We start from the raw sequence: 16,629 nt of genomic DNA on the forward strand, positions 1-16,629 counted from the left end.
CGAAAATGACAATCGAAACTGCACTGGACGACCGAACTTTCACCAAGCACGAATCCGAAGTCCGCTCCTACTGCCGTGATTGGCCCGCCGTCTTCGACACTGCTCAGGGCAGTTGGCTGACAGACGTCGACGGGAATCGCTATCTTGACTTCTTCGCAGGCGCAGGCGCTCTCAATTACGGCCACAACAATCCTGTTCTGAAGGATGCGCTCGTCGACTACATCGTCCGTGACGGAATCACTCACGGACTCGACATGTCGACCCGCGCGAAGGGCGAATTCCTCGAGACCTTCGCCGCCAAGATCCTGGAGCCCCGCGGGCTGGACTACAAGGTCCAGTTCCCCGGCCCCACCGGGACCAACGCGGTCGAGGCAGCGCTCAAGCTGGCCCGCAAGGTGACCGGCCGCGAAGCGGTCATCAACTTCACCAACGCCTTCCACGGCATGACGCTCGGCTCGCTGGCGGTGACCGGCAACGCCATGAAGCGCAACGGCGCCGGCGTACCGCTGGTGCACACCACGCCGATGCCCTTCGACAACTACTTCGACGGCAGCGTCGCAGACTTCGCCTGGTTCGAGCGTGTTCTCGAGGACTCCGGCTCGGGCTTCAACCGGCCCGCCGGCGTCATCGTCGAGACCGTTCAGGGCGAGGGCGGCGTCAACGTGGCGCGTCCCGAGTGGCTGCGCGGCCTGGCCGACCTCTGCAAGCGCAAGGACATCCTGCTGATCGTCGACGACGTGCAGATGGGCTGCGGCCGCACCGGCGAGTTCTTCTCGTTCGAGGAGGCCGGCATCGTGCCGGACATCGTCACGCTGTCGAAGTCGATCGGCGGCTACGGACTGCCGCTCGCACTGACCCTGCTCCGTCCGGAGCTGGACGTCTGGGAGCCCGGCGAGCACAACGGCACGTTCCGCGGCAACAACCCCGCGTTCGTGACCGCGACCGCCGCCATCAACAAGTACTGGTCCGACGATGCGCTCTCGGTCCAGGTGAAGGCGAAGGGCATGGAGATCGCGCAGTCCTTCGAGGACCTGTGCCAGCGCCACGACGGATTGTCGCACCGGGGCCGCGGCATGGTCCAGGGCCTCGCCTTCGACAAGCCCGAGCTGGCCGGCCGGACGTGCGAGATCGCGTTCTCCAAGGGCCTGCTCGCCGAGACGTCGGGTCCTGACTCCGAGGTCGTCAAACTCCTTCCCCCGCTCACCATGAGCAGCGAGGATCTCGCCCACGGTCTGCAGATCCTGAGCGAATCGGTCGACGAGGCCTTCGCTGCCGACACCGCCCCCGAGGAGGCCGAAGCATGATCGTCCGCACCACCGAAGAGATCACCGGAACCGACCGCGAGGTGGCCGACCCGAAGGGCAACTGGGTCTCCAAGCGGATCGTGCTCGGTGGCGACGGGGTCGGATTCTCGTTCCACGAGACCACGATCGCGGCCGGCTCGATCAACGAGTTCCACTACGCGAACCACGTCGAGGCCGTCTGGCTCGTCAAGGGCAAGGGCACCCTGCTCGACCGGGAGACCGGGAAGATCTACCCGCTCCGCGCGGGCAGCATGTACCTGCTGGACGGCCACGAGCGTCACACCGTGACCGTCGACGAGCAGATGCGGATGCTGTGCGTCTTCAACCCGCCGGTGGTCGGCACCGAGGTCCACGACGAGAACGGCGTCTACCCGCTCGTCACGGTCCCCGCCGGCGAGGGCAAGCACCGAGCCGACTGACTGTTTCCGCAGCGAAAGCGCCCACCCGACCGCTGGTCGGGTGGGCGCTTTCGGTTCCGTGTCCGCCCGGTCTCGATACGCCCCTCCGCTGCGCTCCGGGCCTACTCGACAACCCTGCCGGGCCGTCCCCCACAGGCCAGTCGACAAGCCGCTCCCCCAGGCCCCAGGCCAGTCGACAAGCCGCGCCCCCAGGCCAGTCGACAAGCCGCTCCCCCAGGCCAGTCGAGTCGCACGCGAACGAAGTGAGCGAGCGTATCGAGACACCACCGCCTCGACACTCCCCTCCGACGAAACCGGAGTCAGGCCGGGACCAGGTCGTCGGCGTGGATGATCGGACGGCGCAGATCGGCGGGCAGCTCGGACGTCGAACGGCCGATCATCTGCGCGACGTCGTCGGCGTCATACGATGTGACGCCTCGGGCGCGAACTGTTCCGGCCGCGTCAACCAGCTCCACCACGTCGCCGTCGGAGTAGTCGCCGACCGTCGCGGTGACACCCGCGGCCAACAGCGACCGTCGCCGACCGCAGACCGCGGCGACAGCACCGTCGTCGAGCGTCAACGTGCCGCGCGCCTCGGCTGCGTGGCGCACCCAGAACCGTCTGGCCGACATCCGGGTCGGCCGGGCTTTGAAGACGGTGCCGACCGAAGCGTTCGACAGCGCCTCACCGGCGGCCGAGGCCGCGGCCAACAGCACCGGGACACCCGAGTCGGCCGCCAGCCGCGCCGCCGCCAGCTTCGATGCCATGCCGCCCGTTCCCAGCGCACCGCCGTTGCCTGCGATCACTCCGTCCAGGTCGTCGGGTCCGTCGACCTGTTCGATCAGCCGCGCCGGTTGGCCGTCAGGGCCGGGTCTGCGGGGATCGCCGTTGTACAGCCCGTCGACGTCCGACAGCAGCACGAGCGCGTCCGCGTGCACCAGGTGCGCGACGAGGGCGGCCAGCCGGTCGTTGTCGCCGAAGCGGATCTCGTTGGTGGCGACCGTGTCGTTCTCGTTGACGACGGCCACCGCATGCAGCGCGCGAAGCCGGTCGAGAGTTCGCTGCGCATTCGCGTGGTGGGACCTGTTCGACACGTCGTCGGCGGTCAGCAGCACCTGGCCGACGGTACGGTCGTAACGAGCGAACGACGTCCCCCAGGCGTGCGCCAGGCGGAGTTGGCCGACGCTCGCCGCCGCCTGCTTGGTCGCGAGGTCGCGGGGCCGCTTCTTGAGGCCCAGCGGCGCGATTCCCGCGCCGACGGCCCCCGACGACACGACGATGACGTCCGATCCGGCGCGCATCCGTGCTTCGAGTGCGTCGACCAGCGCGTCGAGCCTGGCGTGGTCGATACCGGTCACCATGTCGGTGACGGCGGACGAACCGATCTTCACGACGATGCTGCGGGCCGTCGCGAGGAACTGCCGAACATCACTCGTCATCGACGTCCGACTCCTCCTGCCCGAGATCCCCTGCGCCCCAACCCAGCTCGTTCTCATCGGAAGCCTGGCGGCGCATCTTGCGCGCGAGCTTGCGCTCTGCGGCACCCACTCGGTCGTTGCGCTCCAGACGGATGTCGGTGCCGCGGCCGGTGATCGGCACGGCCACGCCCATCGGAGTCGTGGGCTCCCAGTCGAAGGTCATCTCGCCGATCGTCACCGGCGCGCCCGGCTTGGCACCCCGCTTCACCAGCGCGTCCTCGACGCCGAGGCGGTTCAGCCGATCCGCGAGATAGCCGACGGCCTCATCGTTGTCGAACTGCGTCTGACGCACCCACCGCTCCGGACGGGCCCCGCGCACGATGAACCCGCCCTCGACATCGGGATCGGCGACCACGGTGAACTCCGACTCATCGACTGCCTTGGGCCGGATGACGGCGCGGCGGGCCACGGGCTCGGCGTGCTCGGCCCGGTACCGCGCCACCATCTCCGCGAGCGCGAAGGTCAGCTCCGACAGTCCCTGGTGGGCCACAGCGGAGATGCGGAACACCGGCCAGCCTCGCTCGGCGATGTCGGCTTCCACCAGATCCGCCAGCTCAGCCGCCTCGGGAATGTCGATCTTGTTCAGGATGACCACGCGCGGCCTCGTGGCGAGGTCGCCCAGCGAGTGGTCGGCGTCCAGCGCCGGCTGGTACGCCGCGAGTTCGGCCTCGAGCGCGTCGATGTCCGACACCGGGTCGCGTCCCGGTTCGAGGGTCGCGCAGTCCACGACGTGCGCCAGGACGGCGCAGCGCTCCAGGTGCCGGAGGAAGTCCAGTCCCAGTCCGCGCCCCTGCGACGCTCCGGGGATCAGGCCGGGCACGTCGGCGACGGTGAATACCTCGGCACCGGCGGTCACGACGCCCAGGTTGGGAGCCAACGTGGTGAACGGGTAGTCGGCGATCTTCGGCTTCGCCGCGGAGAGCACCGACACCAGCGACGACTTGCCCGCCGACGGGAAGCCGACGAGCCCGACGTCGGCGACCGACTTGAGCTCGAGGGTCAACTCCCGCTCGTCTCCGGGCTCGCCGAGCAGCGCGAATCCCGGCGCCCGACGCGCCCGCGAGGCCAGCGCCGCGTTGCCCAGACCACCCCGGCCGCCCTGCGCGGCGATGAACTCGGTACCGGCACCGACCAGGTCGGCGACGATCTCGCCGTCCTCGTCGATCACCACCGTCCCGTCGGGCACCTTGAGGATCAGGTCCTCACCGGCGCCGCCGTTCCGGTTGCCGCCCATGCCGGGCTTTCCGTTGGTCGCCCGCGCATGCGGCCGGAAGTGGAAGTCGAGGAGGGTGTGCACCTGCGGGTCGACGACCAGCCGGACGTCGCCGCCCCGGCCGCCGTTGCCCCCGTCGGGGCCGCCCAGCGGCTTGAACTTCTCGCGATGCACGGACGTGCAGCCGTGGCCGCCGTTGCCCGCCACGACCTCGATCTTCACGCGGTCGACGAAGCGTGACATGTTCCAGCCTTCCTCGAATGGGTCCAGATAAGCCGACAGGGCGGGTCAGGGTGTCTAGAGACCCTGCCCGCCCTGTCGAAAAGAGCTATGAGTTCGGATGCCAGGTCAGACTGCGACCGGCTCCGGGACGATGTTCACCGTCTTGCGACCGCGCTTCACATCGAACTTGACCGCACCGGCCGCGAGAGCGAACAGCGTGTCGTCCTTACCGCGGCCGACGCCCACACCCGGGTGGAACTTGGTGCCGCGCTGACGGACCAGGATCTCGCCGGCGCTGACGACCTGGCCGCCGAAACGCTTCACACCGAGTCGCTGAGCATTCGAATCGCGACCGTTGCGCGAGCTCGATGCACCCTTCTTATGTGCCATCTGACTGTCCTCCTGAAATGCTGAAGAGCGAGTTCTACTTGATACCGGTGACCTTGAGGACCGTCAGCTGCTGACGGTGGCCCTGGCGCTTGTGGTAGCCGGTCTTGTTCTTGAACTTGTGGATCCGGATCTTCGGGCCCTTGGTGTGCTCGACGACCTCACCGGTGACCGAGACAGCGGCGAGCTTGTCGGCGTCGGTGGTCAGATTCGCACCATCGACGACCAGCGCAACCGGCAGCTGCACAGTGCTGCCAGGCTCTCCGTCGATCTTCTCGACCTTCACAATGTCGCCCTCGGCGACCTTGTACTGCTTACCGCCGGTCTTGACGATCGCGTACGTTGCCATTCCCGCTGTCCTCTTAACTCGTCTCATCGGGCCGGAGTGCGCAGGCCGATCCTGCGTGTCCGACATAATCTGGTGTGTGCGGTCCGCGGCCTCAAGGCCCTCGAACCTCTCCCGCCGATGCGCGCAACTGTCTACGCGCCTGCGGGAGGCGACCTGTCAAGGCTACGGTACCGGGCCTGTCCAGGTCAAACTCTCGGCGCGCGGGCCGCGCGCCGAGAGGAAGGTCACTGCTGCGCGGGCGGCGGCCCCGCGGCGCGGCGACCACTGCGCCGCCGGGGCGAGCGCGTGACCGCGACCACCGGCTCGGCGGACTGTTCGGCCACCGTCGTCACCGGCTCATGCTCCACGACCTCGTCCACCGACTCGACGGCCGTCGTCGGTGCGGCCGCACGGCGTACTGCGCGACGACGTCGACGCGTCACCACCGCCACCGGCGGCTCCGGTGTCTGCGTCATCGTCTCGACGACGACCTCCGCCGCGACTTCGCTCACTGCACCGTCTGTGGCAGCGACCTCGGCCACGGCCACCTCAGCGATTTCGACCTCGGCATTCTCGACCTCGGGCGCCTTCGCATCGGGCACCGAGGTATCGGCGGCCGGCTCGGCCGCCGCGTCGTGCTCGTCGTGGTCGTCCGGATGAGCCATGGCGCGGAACAGCGGATGCTCGGCGGCCGGCTTGTGCGGTGCGGGCTTGGCCGGCGCCGCCTCCTGCTGAGGCTGCTGGTCTCCCCCGCGCCGACGCGAGCGGCGCGACTTGCGTGAACCTCCGTCGCCGCCGTTGCGGCTTCCGTCGTCAGCCGGGCGTACCTCAACCGGATTGGCGTGCACGATCACCCCGCGACCGGAGCACGCGGTACAGGTGGTCGAGAACGCCTCGAGGAGACCGGTGCCGAGTCGCTTGCGGGTCATCTGCACCAGTCCCAGCGAGGTGACCTCGGAGACCTGGTGCCGCGTCCGGTCCCTGGCCAGGGCCTCGGTGAGCCGTCGCAGAACGAGGTCGCGGTTCGATTCGAGAACCATGTCGATGAAGTCGACGATGATCATGCCGCCGATGTCGCGCAAGCGCATCTGCCGCACGATCTCCTCGGCGGCTTCGAGATTGTTGCGCGTGACGGTCTCCTCGAGGTTGCCGCCCGAGCCGGTGAACTTGCCGGTGTTCACGTCGACCACCGTCATCGCCTCGGTGTGCTCGATGATCAGCGTGCCGCCGGACGGCAGCCACACCTTGCGGTCGAGCGCCTTGGCCAGCTGCTCGTCGATGCGGTGCACGGTGAACGAGTCGGGCGCGTCGGCATGCGCCTTGGTGAAGCGTTCGAGCCGCTCGGCGAGGTCGGGAGCGACGTCGTTGACGTACCCCGATACCTGCGACCATGCGCGTTCGCCCTCGACGACCAGCTTGCGGAAGTCCTCGTTGAACAGGTCACGGACCACTCGAACCAGCAGATCCGGCTCTTCGTACAGCGCCTTCGGAGTGCCCGGTGCCTTCGACCGGTGCTCGTCGGCCGCCGCCTCGATGCTCTTCCACTGTGCTTCGAGGCGCTCGATGTCCGCGCCGAGTTCCTCGGCGCTGACGCCCTCGGACGCGGTCCGGATGATGACGCCGGCCTCGTCCGGGACGAGCTTGGCCAGGATCTGCTTGAGACGCTTGCGCTCGGTGTCGGGGAGCTTGCGGCTGATACCCGTCGACGTCCCTCCCGGCACGTACACCAGGTACCGGCCGGCGAGGGAGATCTGCGTCGTCAGCCGTGCGCCCTTGTGCCCGATCGGGTCCTTGCTGACCTGGACCAGAACGTGGTCGCCCGGCTTGAGAGCCTGTTCGATCTTGCGCGAACCGCCGTCGAGGCCGGCGGCCTCCCAGTTGACCTCGCCGGCGTAGAGGACGCCGTTGCGTCCGCGGCCGATGTCGACGAAGGCGGCTTCCATGCCCGGAAGCACGTTCTGCACGCGCCCCAGGTAGATGTTGCCGACCATCGACTGCGAGGTCTCGGTGGTGACGAAGTGCTCCACCAGCACGCCGTCCTCCAGGACGGCGATCTGCGTGTAGTCCTCCACCGGCGCCGCATGCTGATCGTGGCCGTCGCCCGCACCGGAGGCGGCGCGCTCACGCACCACCATCACGCGCTCCACCGATTCCCGGCGCGCCAGGAACTCCGACTCGGTCAGGATCGGCGGACGACGCCGCCCGGCGTCACGACCGTCTCGCCTGCGCTGCCGCTTCGCCTCCAGCCGCGTGGAACCCGAGATGCCCTGCACCTCGTCACGCACCTTCTTGGCGCGCGGCTCACGCTCGTGGACCACGGTGTTGGGCGGATCGTCCGCCGAGACCGTCTCATCCGAGTCGGACCCGCCACGGCGGCGGCGCCGGCGGCGACGCCGCTTGCTCGACGGGACCGCTGCCTCGGAGTCCGCCTCGGTCTCTTCGTCCGACTCCGATCCGGTCGCATCGGCCTGTGTCTGGTCCGCATCGGCCGTGTCGTCGTCCGGCCCGTTCTTCTCGGGACCGCTCGTCTCGGCGGTGTTCTGGTCCGACTCCACGCCGTCCTGAGCGTCGTCCGACTCACTGTCGGATCCCTCGGGGCCCTGATCGCCGCGTCCGCGACCGCGCCCGCGACGCCCGCGCCTGCGCCTGCGGGACCGGCTCTCGCTCTCGCCGGACGTCTGTTCGTCATCCTCCCCGCCGGCTGCCGGAACCTCCGACTCGGGCTCGACGGGCGCTGTGGCGGTCTCCGGAGCGGCCGGCGTCTCGTCACCGGTGCCTGCCTCGTCGACCTCGGACTTCTTGGGCTTCTTCGCCGACGCCTTCTTCTTGCCCGGCTTCTTGTCGGCCTGCTTCTCGGACCCATCCGATTCCGGGATGTCCGTGGTCTCGGCCTTCTTGCTCTCGGCCTTCTTGCCCTCGGCCTTCTTACCGTCAGCTTTCTTGCCGTCTGACTTCTTGCTGTCGGCTTTCTTGCCGTCCGACTTCTTGCCGCCGGCCTTCTTGGCTTCGGTGTTCTTGGCTTTGGCCGTCTTCTCACCGGCCGGAGCGGTCTCATCGGCGTCCGCCGCCAGGAACAGCGGCGCGGTCGCCTCGGCCTTCGCCGTCGACACCGGCTGCGGCGTCTCGACCGCCGAGAACAGCGACGGCGCCCCCGGCTCTCCGGCCTCATCTGCCGCATCCTCGACGGCACCACTGATACGGAGCTCGACGGCTTCGGCGTCGGCTCGAGAGATCGACGACTGCGCGGTGCGCGCCGTCACCCCCATCTCCTGCAGGTGCGCGAGCACCTGCTTGCTGGTCAGTCCGAGCGTGCGGGCGAGCGCATGCACGCGGAGTCGAAGGGGGAATTTTTCCGCTGGCTGATCTGCCGAAGTGGCATCAGCCGACGACCCGTTATCTGTCACGTGGTCTCCTCAAGACCCCCGGGCGCGTCGCACAGATGAACTCGACAACGCGGCCACGCGAGGGCCTTTCCAATGTGTGCCGGCCTCTACGGCCGGGTGTTATGTGGTCTTCGCGTCGTCAAGACGCCTTGCGTGACGCAGGCCTGGGACCGAAGCCGGACCCCAGGCTGGGGTCGGACGGAACCGGGTACTCAAAACGGCTGTGCGTCGATCGTCGGTGCCAAAGCGTGACTCCGACGACTAGGCAAGTATCCCACATCACGGGCCGTAACCCGCACACGAGTGACGAAAAGGCTCCCGCGCGCCGTGTCGGCGTCGTCGAATCAGGAGTTCAGAGAGGGGAACCAGAGAGCGATCTCACGCGCCGCGGATTCGGGCGAATCCGATCCGTGCACGATGTTGAACTGCGTTTCCAGCGCGAAGTCACCCCGGATGGTGCCCGGCGTGGCCTTCTCGACGGGATCGGTGCCGCCGGCGAGCTGGCGGAATGCGGAGATGGCCCGCGGACCTTCGACGACGGCCGCGACGACCGGACCCGAGGTGATGAACTCGAGCAGCGAGCCGTAGAACGGCCGCTCGGCGTGCTCGGCGTAGTGCTCGCTCGCGACCTCGACGGTCACGTCACGCAGTTCCAGGGCAGCCAGGCGCAGTCCCTTGCGCTCGATGCGGGCGATCACTTCGCCGACCAGTCCGCGCTGGACGCCGTCGGGCTTGATGAGGACGAGAGTCTGTTCAGTCACGCAGGACACTGTAGCGATGCACGACACCGCCCGCACCGTCCCACCCCCGCGGGCGGGTTCACCGTGCCTGACTCACCGCGCCCGAGTCACTTCGGGCAGTACTGCTTCTCGACGGCGAAGAACCCGTAGTTGAACACCCCGCCCGCCTGGCCGGGACCGTCGACGATGATCTGCAGGCACGCGCCCGGCGTGTCGACGGCCGCATCGAGCTCCTGCTTGAGCGTCTTGGCCATCTGCCGGTTGGCGCTGGAGTACGCGGGCGGCGCGGGCAGGTTGGCGATCACCTGGTCGACGCCGCGGTCGGCGAGCCACAGGGTCGAGGACCGCGTCGCGAGATAGCCGAGCGCCCCCTCGCGCACCGGCATCGGAATGCTCGCTTCCGGTGTCTGCGACGGCTGCGACGGCTGCGACGAAGGCTCCGCGCTCGCGATCGGCGCCGCCAGCACCGTCGCCGCAGCGACGGCCCCGACTACGATCCCCACCCGGCCTGCGCGACTCGTCACCCTGTCGGTCCTGCCCATCCACTGCCTCCATCGATTCGATTGCTGCCGTGTCGTACGACACAGTGGTGAGTGAGTGTAACCGACGGTCGCAGAAATCGACGATTCCGCGGGAGCCGAGCGCGTCCGGGCCGATCAGATCGGGTGCTGGCCCGGCAGCCGCCCCTGCTCGATCCGCTTCTCGACGTCGCGCTTGATGTACGCGATGTAGATCCACACGATCAGGAAGATGACGCCGACGATCGCGATGGACCAGTGGAAGAATCCTCCCGCGATCACGAACACCTGCATCACCAGGTTGACCTCCAGCGCGCGGGGCCTGCCCTGACGGCCGGACAACAGCAGCAGGATCAGCGTCACGATGCCGAGGTAGAGTCCGGACGCCCAGGTGACGCCGCCGGCCAGCTTCGCCACCACCGGGAACGCGAGCGCGACCACGATCAACTCGAGGATCAACGTCCCCGCCATGACCCCTCGGAAGCCCTTCCACGGGTCGGCGGCGGGCGGGGTGAACTGCGCGGCGTTCTCCGGAATCGATTTCTCGGTCATGACGGCTCCTTGCCGAAGAGTGTACGGCCCGCGCCCGCGGTGACGACGGATCCGGTGATGATCACACCGGCTCCGGAGACCGCTCCCCCCTCGCCCTCCTCGGCGAGCGAGACGGCGGCCTCGACCGCGTCCGGAAGGAACGGTTCCACCACCACGCGTTCGGCTCCGAACACGTCGTTCGCGATGTCGGCGAGCGCGTCGGTGTCGAGCGCTCGGGGCGAGCCGTTGTTGGTCAGGACGACGACGTCGAGCACCGGCTCGAGTTCGGTGAGCACACCGCGCGCGTCCTTGTCGCCGAGGACGCCGATCACCCCGACGAGCCTGCGGAAGTCGAACTCCGAGACCAGCGCTTGGGCGAGCGCGCGGGCGCCGTGCGGATTGTGCGCGGCGTCGACGAAGACGCTCGGGGCGCTGCGCACCCGCTCGAGACGGCCGGGACTGGCGACATCGGCGAAACCGGCTCGCACCGAGTCGACGTCGAGCCTGCGGTCGGCGCCCGCACCGAAGAAGGCCTCGACCGCGGCGAGTGCGAGTGCCGCGTTCTGCGCCTGATGCGCACCGTGCAGGGGCAGGAAGATCTCGTCGTAGACGCCGCCGAGACCGCGGATCGTGAGCAGTTGTCCGCCGACGGCGGTGGTGGCCTCGAGGACGGTGAACTCCGAGTCCTGCCGGGCGACGATGGTGCCTGCCTCCACCGAGGCCCGCAGCAGCACATCGGTCACCTCGGGCTGCTGAGGTGCGATCACCGTGACCGGATCCATCGGGATCACCGCGTCCGACGGCCCCGGCTTGATGATCCCGGCCTTCTCGCCCGCGATGGCGGCCAGGGTATCGCCCAGATAGTCGGCGTGGTCCATTGCGATCGGGGTGATCACCGCGACCTGCGAGTCGATCACATTGGTGGCGTCCCAGCGCCCGCCCATACCGGTCTCGACGACGGCCACCTCGATCGGGGCCTCCGCGAAGGCCGCGTACGCGATGGCGGTCAGCACCTCGAACTTGCTCATCCGAGGTCCGCCGCCGGCCGTCGACGAGTCGTCGACCATCGTCACGTACGGCTCGATGTCGCGATAGGTGTCGATGTAGGTGCGCGCCGGTATCGGCGCGCCGTCGATGGCGATCCGTTCGGTCACCGACTGCAGATGCGGGCTGGTGATCCGGCCCGTACGCCGATGGAAGGCGCGGAGCAGCGAATCGATCATCCGGGTCACCGAGGTCTTGCCGTTGGTTCCCGCCACGTGGATCGAGGGGTACGCGTGCTGCGGGTTGCCCAGCAGTTCCATCAGCGCGTTGATCCGGGTCAGAGACGGCTCGATCCGGGTCTCGGGCCAACGCGTGTCGAGTTCGGCTTCGAGCGCGTGGAGTTCGGCGAGATCGTCGGCGGAATCGCGTGAGCGCGTCACCGGCCGGCCAGCCCCTCGAGTTTGGCCTTCAGCCGCGCCACCTCGGCCTCGGCGAGATCCCGGCGCGTCTTGATCTTCTCGACGACCGCGTCGGGCGCCTTCGACAGGAACTGCTCGTTGCCGAGTTTGGCGGACGTGCCCGCGAGCTCCTTCTCCGCGGCGGCCAGATCCTTGGCGGCGCGCTTGCGCTCGGCTTCGACGTCGACCGTCCCGGAGGTGTCGATCGCGACGGTCGCGGTGCCGGTGGAGAGGCGGACCTCCACGGTCGCGGTGGCCGCGAAGCCGTCGCCCGCGCCCTCGAGCCGGGCCAGCGAATCGAGTTGCGGGCGCAGTTCGGCCAGCCCCGCGGCGTCGAGTCCGTCGACGGTCGCGGCGACCCGCTGCCCCGGCTTGAGACCCTGGTCGCTGCGGAACCGACGGACCTCCGTGATCAGCTTCTGCAGGTCCTCCACGCGGCGGGCGGCGTCGACGTCGGCGGGCGCGCCCGACGGCGTCGGCCACTGCGCCACGACCACCGACTCCGACCCGGTGAGCGTCTTCCACAGCACCTCGGTCACGAACGGCATCACCGGATGCAGCGCCCGCAGCAACTTGTCGAGAACGGTGCCCAGGACCAGCGCGGTCCGCTCGGCCCGCTCACCGCCCTCGGCCACCTGGACCTTCGACAGCTCGAGGTACCAGTCGCAGACCTCGTCCCACGCGAAGTGGTAGAGCGCCTCGCACGCCTTCGAGAACTCGTAGCTCTCGAAGCCCTCGTCGACCTCCGCGAGCACCTCGTCGAGCCGGGACAGGATCCAGCGGTCGGCGACCGTCAGCTGTTCGCCGGCGGGGAGTTCGCCCACGCGCGCACCGTTCATCAGGGCGAACTTGGTGGCGTTGAACAGTTTGGTGGCGAAGTTGCGCGAGCTCTGCGCGTGGGACTCGCCCACCGAGATGTCGCTGCCCGGATTGGCGCCGCGTGCGAGCGTGAAGCGCAGTGCGTCGGCGCCGAATCGGTCGACCCAGTCGAGCGGGTCGATGCCGTTGCCCTTCGACTTGCTCATCTTGCGCCCGTGCTCGTCACGGACCAGACCGTGCAGGAAGACGTCGTGGAACGGCACCCGTGCGTCTCGGCCGGAGAACCCGCTCGCGTCGAGCTTGCCGACGTAGGTGCCGAACATCATCATCCGGGCCACCCAGAAGAACAGGATGTCGTAACCGGTCACCAGCACCGAGGTGGGATAGAACTTGTCCAGCTCGGCGGTCTTGTCCGGCCATCCCATGGTGGAGAAGGGCCACAGTCCCGACGAGAACCAGGTGTCGAGGACGTCCGGGTCCTGCTCCCAGCCCTCGGGCACGGTGTCGTCCGGACCGAAGCACTCCACCTCGCCGTTCGGGCCGTACCAGATCGGGATCCGATGCCCCCACCACAGCTGCCGGGAGATGGTCCAGTCGTGCATGTCGTCGACCCATGCGAACCAGCGCGGTTCCTGGCTCGCCGGATGGATCACCGTCTCCGAATCGCGGACGGCGTCGCCCGCGGCCTTGGCGAGGGCTTCGACGCTGACCCACCACTGCATCGACAGCCGCGGCTCGATCGGCTCGCCCGCGCGCTCGGAGTGCCCGACGCTGTGCAGGTACGGCCGCACCTCCTTGACGATGCGCCCCTGTTCGGCCAGGGCCTCGCGAACCGCGACCCTGGCCTCGAAGCGGTCGAGTCCGTCGAACCGCGTCCCGGTCCCCTCGATCCTGGCGGTCTCGTCCATGATCGTGATCATCGGGAGATGGTGCCGCTGCCCGATGGCGAAGTCGTTCGGGTCGTGGGCCGGCGTGATCTTGACCGCGCCGGATCCGAACTCCGGGTCGACGTAGTCGTCGGCGATGACCGGGATCTTCCGATCCAGGAACGGGTGATCGAGCTCGACGCCGATCAGATCGCGGTAGCGCTCGTCGTCGGGATGGACCGCGATGGCGGTGTCGCCGAGCATCGTCTCCATGCGGGTGGTCGCGACGACGATGTGCGGCTCGGCGTCGTCGAGCGATCCGTACCGGAACGAGACGAGCTCTCCCTCGACGTCCTCGTACTTGACCTCGATGTCGGAGATGGCGGTCTGCTGGGCGGGCGACCAGTTCACGAGGCGCTCGGCCCGGTAGATCAGCCCGTCGTCGTACATCCGCTTGAAGATCGTCTGGACCGCGCGGGAGAGCCCCTCGTCCATGGTGAAGCGGTCGCGGCTCCAGTCGACGCCGTCGCCGAGCCTGCGCATCTGGCCGGCGATGGTGCCGCCGGACTCGGCCTTCCACTGCCACACGCGCTCGATGAAGGCTTCACGGCCGAGTTCCTCGCGGCTGGTGCCCTCCGCCGCGAGCTGCTTCTCGACGATCGTCTGCGTCGCGATTCCCGCGTGATCCATGCCCGGCAGCCACAGCACCTCGTAGCCCTGCATGCGCTTGCGGCGCGTCAGCGTGTCCATCAGGGTGTGATCGAGAGCGTGGCCCATGTGGAGCGAGCCGGTCACGTTCGGCGGCGGCAGGACGATCGAGTAGCCCGGCTTGGCACTCGAGGCGTCGGCCGTGAAGTACCCGGCGTCCACCCAGCCCTGGTAGAGGTCTGCCTCTACCGCACTCGGGTCCCAGCTCTTCGGCAGGGCTTCGGCGGTGGTCTCTGGGTCACGGGATTGCGCACTGGTCACCTGGGTGATTCTAGAGAACACCGCGCACCGCCGTCGCCGCCATGTCGCCGTAAGCGGCCTGGGTCACTCCCCGAGCCCCGGTCCCGGTGTCAGCCGAGGTCGTCGAGTCGCGCCGCGAGCGCTGCGAGCGCGGGCACCGCGACCCTGATCGCCGCGCGCTGGTCGCCGTCCAGCCCGGCCAGCGCCTCCGAGATCCGCCGCTCGTTCGCCCGCGTCCACTCGTCCAGCCGGGTGCGCCCGACCTCGGTGAGCCGTACCTGGACAGCGCGGCGGTCGTCAGGGACCGGTTCTCGGACGATCAGCCCGTTCTTCACCATCTGATTCACCAGAGTGCTGACCGTGTTGGTCGCCATCCGGTGTTTGCGGGCCAGCTCGCCGATCCGCAGTCCCGGCTCCCGCGCGAGGCGCTGCAGGAACTCGACCTGCGCCATCGGCAGCGACTCCCACGCGAAGTCCTCGCGCACGCTCGACCGCAGCGACCGGCGCAGCTGCGTGATCACAGCGGTCAACTCCCACGCGCCGTCGTCTTCTGTGACCCGGTCCACACCGGGCTCGGTTTCAGTCATGTTAATCTACTTCTGTCTGCTACAGAACTATTTACGTCGACGCTGTTCATGTCGACACGCCTCCGCGCCGGTACCCCGGCACCGGCCACGACGATTGAGATCAATGAGCAATACCCTCCCGCAACGCCGACCCGCCGCCGTCTACTCCGTCGGTGAGGAGCCGGACGTCCGCTTCTCCCTCGCGAACGAACGCACGGCACTGGCCTGGGTCCGCACCGCTCTCGCCCTGATCGCCGGCGGTATCACGCTGACGACCGTCGCCGGCCTGACCTCGTCTCCGATGGTCGTCCACCTGCTGTCTCTGGTGGCATGCGTCGCCGGCGGCGCGCTCGCTATCGTCGCACTGCTCTCGTGGCGGCGCAACGAGCGGGCCCTGCGACTCGGCCTGCCCTTGCCGCCTCCGCTGCCGCTGCCCTGGCTCGTCATGGGCATCGCGGTCGTCGCCGCTGGGCTCGTCGGCTTCGGCGTCGTGTCGATTCTGCGTCTCTCGTGAGCATCGACCCGGGCCTCCAACCGCAGCGCACCGCATTGGCCTGGCAGCGGACCGGCCTCTCCGTCCTGCTCGCCTGCGCGGCCGCCGGCTTCGCCGCCCTGCGTCACGGATTCCCGGCGGCGGCCCTCTGCACGTTCGTCGCCGGTGTCGTCCTGTGCCACGTCGCCGTCCGGCACTTTCCGAAGGGGCCTGACCGTGTCGCCGGGACCGGTTCGGTCTGGCCGACGATGGTCGCGACCGTTGGCGTGGTGGTCGTCATCGCGCTAGCGGGTACCGCACTCGCCATAGCCGATATGGTCTTCGGCTGACCGGCCCTCACGATGCGCGCGAACTGCGCAATCGATGCACGTCCTCGGGTGCGTCGACGTTGGTGAGCCAGTCCGGGTCCGAGACCCCGATGCGGCGTGTGACGAGCGCATCGAGGGCCGCACCCATCCGGAGCTCGCCCTTCTCCACGAGGTCGGCGAGTTGCTGCGCGGAGCGAGTGCGGTAGACGCCGGCCATCGGGTGATCGCGCCCGCCCTCGTGCGCGACGACGACGTCGGTCGATTCGGTCAGCCCGTCCAGGAGCTCGTCGATCAGCCCGGTGTCCACGAGCGGCATGTCGGTGGCGCAGACGAAGGCCGCCTCGGCACCGGCGTCCGCCGCCGCCTGCAACGCCGCCACCAGTCCACCGAGGGGACCGCTGCCCGCCTTCTCCGTGGTGACCCAGTCGAGGTCCGTCTCGTCGCTCAGCTCGAGGTACGCCTGCGATGTCCGCGGCGCCGCGACCAGCACCGGTTCGCACCGGGCGCTGATCGCCCATGCGATCCGGCTGAGCATCGGCGCGCCGTCCCACTCCATCGCCGCCTTGTCCTGCCCCATGCGGCGGGAACGCCCGCCCGCGAGGATGATTCCGGCCAGTCTGTCTTCGCCCGTGCGCGTCATCTGCCCAGTGTCCCAAAGACTCCGCGGAACCGGGTCCGTCTTGGT

16 protein-coding genes are annotated in these 16,629 nt (G+C 68.8%); 4 read left to right on the forward strand and 12 right to left on the reverse strand.

The genetic code is table 11. The annotated features are described in order from the left end of the window. Positions 1 to 5 precede the first annotated feature (5 nt). Entirely contained in the window at positions 6 to 1,304 is a 1,299-nt protein-coding gene (gene ectB / locus ACE11G_RS10770; RefSeq protein WP_045539522.1) for a diaminobutyrate--2-oxoglutarate transaminase, read from the forward strand. After that, a complete protein-coding gene (locus ACE11G_RS10775) occupies positions 1,301 to 1,723 on the forward strand; it encodes an ectoine synthase (protein ID WP_375002132.1) in 423 nt (140 codons plus the stop codon). Before ectB ends, ACE11G_RS10775 begins: the two co-directional genes overlap by 4 nt. 299 nt (positions 1,724 to 2,022) lie before the next feature. Here ACE11G_RS10775 and proB read toward each other — a convergent pair whose 3' ends face one another. The 11 genes from proB to ACE11G_RS10830 form a co-directional block, all read right to left on the reverse strand. After that, positions 2,023 to 3,141, reverse strand: coding sequence for a glutamate 5-kinase (gene proB, locus ACE11G_RS10780; RefSeq protein WP_045539523.1), 1,119 nt, complete (start codon positions 3,139 to 3,141; stop codon positions 2,023 to 2,025). After that, positions 3,131 to 4,636, reverse strand: a complete 1,506-nt coding sequence (gene obgE, locus ACE11G_RS10785) for a GTPase ObgE (RefSeq protein WP_045539525.1) — start codon at positions 4,634 to 4,636, stop codon at positions 3,131 to 3,133. The genes proB and obgE overlap by 11 nt, the downstream gene beginning before the upstream one ends. Positions 4,637 to 4,741: 105 nt before the next feature. Next, entirely contained in the window at positions 4,742 to 5,005 is a 264-nt protein-coding gene (gene rpmA / locus ACE11G_RS10790; RefSeq protein WP_006896650.1) for a 50S ribosomal protein L27, read from the reverse strand. A gap of 34 nt (positions 5,006 to 5,039) precedes the next feature. Beyond that, on the reverse strand, positions 5,040 to 5,351 hold the full coding sequence (gene rplU / locus ACE11G_RS10795; protein ID WP_006896649.1) for a 50S ribosomal protein L21: 312 nt from the start codon (positions 5,349 to 5,351) through the stop codon (positions 5,040 to 5,042). 224 nt (positions 5,352 to 5,575) lie between these two features. Beyond that, positions 5,576 to 8,734 carry a translation initiation factor IF-2 N-terminal domain-containing protein gene (locus tag ACE11G_RS10800; protein WP_375002136.1) on the reverse strand — a complete coding sequence of 1,053 codons (3,159 nt, stop codon included), beginning with the start codon at positions 8,732 to 8,734 and terminating at the stop codon, positions 5,576 to 5,578. Between the two features lie 323 nt (positions 8,735 to 9,057). Next, entirely contained in the window at positions 9,058 to 9,474 is a 417-nt protein-coding gene (gene ndk / locus ACE11G_RS10805) for a nucleoside-diphosphate kinase (RefSeq protein WP_039867500.1), read from the reverse strand. Between the two features lie 86 nt (positions 9,475 to 9,560). Next, on the reverse strand, positions 9,561 to 9,977 hold the full coding sequence (locus ACE11G_RS10810) for a hypothetical protein (RefSeq protein ID WP_157225324.1): 417 nt from the start codon (positions 9,975 to 9,977) through the stop codon (positions 9,561 to 9,563). Between the two features lie 132 nt (positions 9,978 to 10,109). Then, positions 10,110 to 10,523, reverse strand: a complete 414-nt coding sequence (locus ACE11G_RS10815) for a DUF4233 domain-containing protein (protein ID WP_375002139.1) — start codon at positions 10,521 to 10,523, stop codon at positions 10,110 to 10,112. Beyond that, the gene (locus ACE11G_RS10820) at positions 10,520 to 11,926 is read right to left on the reverse strand and encodes a bifunctional folylpolyglutamate synthase/dihydrofolate synthase (RefSeq protein ID WP_375002141.1); all 1,407 of its coding nucleotides are present in this window, start codon (positions 11,924 to 11,926) and stop codon (positions 10,520 to 10,522) included. Before ACE11G_RS10820 ends, ACE11G_RS10815 begins: the two co-directional genes overlap by 4 nt. Next, positions 11,923 to 14,598, reverse strand: coding sequence for a valine--tRNA ligase (locus ACE11G_RS10825; RefSeq protein ID WP_045537006.1), 2,676 nt, complete (start codon positions 14,596 to 14,598; stop codon positions 11,923 to 11,925). Before ACE11G_RS10825 ends, ACE11G_RS10820 begins: the two co-directional genes overlap by 4 nt. A gap of 89 nt (positions 14,599 to 14,687) precedes the next feature. After that, a complete protein-coding gene (locus ACE11G_RS10830; protein WP_006896642.1) occupies positions 14,688 to 15,164 on the reverse strand; it encodes a MarR family winged helix-turn-helix transcriptional regulator in 477 nt (158 codons plus the stop codon). 103 nt (positions 15,165 to 15,267) lie between these two features. Here ACE11G_RS10830 and ACE11G_RS10835 point away from each other — a divergent pair, with 103 nt between their 5' ends. After that, the gene (locus ACE11G_RS10835; RefSeq protein ID WP_039867498.1) at positions 15,268 to 15,657 is read left to right on the forward strand and encodes a YidH family protein; all 390 of its coding nucleotides are present in this window, start codon (positions 15,268 to 15,270) and stop codon (positions 15,655 to 15,657) included. Next, a complete protein-coding gene (locus ACE11G_RS10840) occupies positions 15,654 to 15,965 on the forward strand; it encodes a DUF202 domain-containing protein (protein ID WP_006896640.1) in 312 nt (103 codons plus the stop codon). Before ACE11G_RS10835 ends, ACE11G_RS10840 begins: the two co-directional genes overlap by 4 nt. Before the next feature lie 7 nt (positions 15,966 to 15,972). On the opposite strand, the gene ACE11G_RS10845 is transcribed toward ACE11G_RS10840, so the two are convergent. After that, complete coding sequence (locus tag ACE11G_RS10845; RefSeq protein WP_375002144.1) at positions 15,973 to 16,584, reverse strand: molybdenum cofactor guanylyltransferase; 612 nt, start codon at positions 16,582 to 16,584, stop codon at positions 15,973 to 15,975. Positions 16,585 to 16,629 lie beyond the last annotated feature (45 nt).

This window comes from Gordonia sp. PS3, from assembly GCF_041950545.1.
Classification (GTDB): domain Bacteria; phylum Actinomycetota; class Actinomycetes; order Mycobacteriales; family Mycobacteriaceae; genus Gordonia; species Gordonia sihwensis.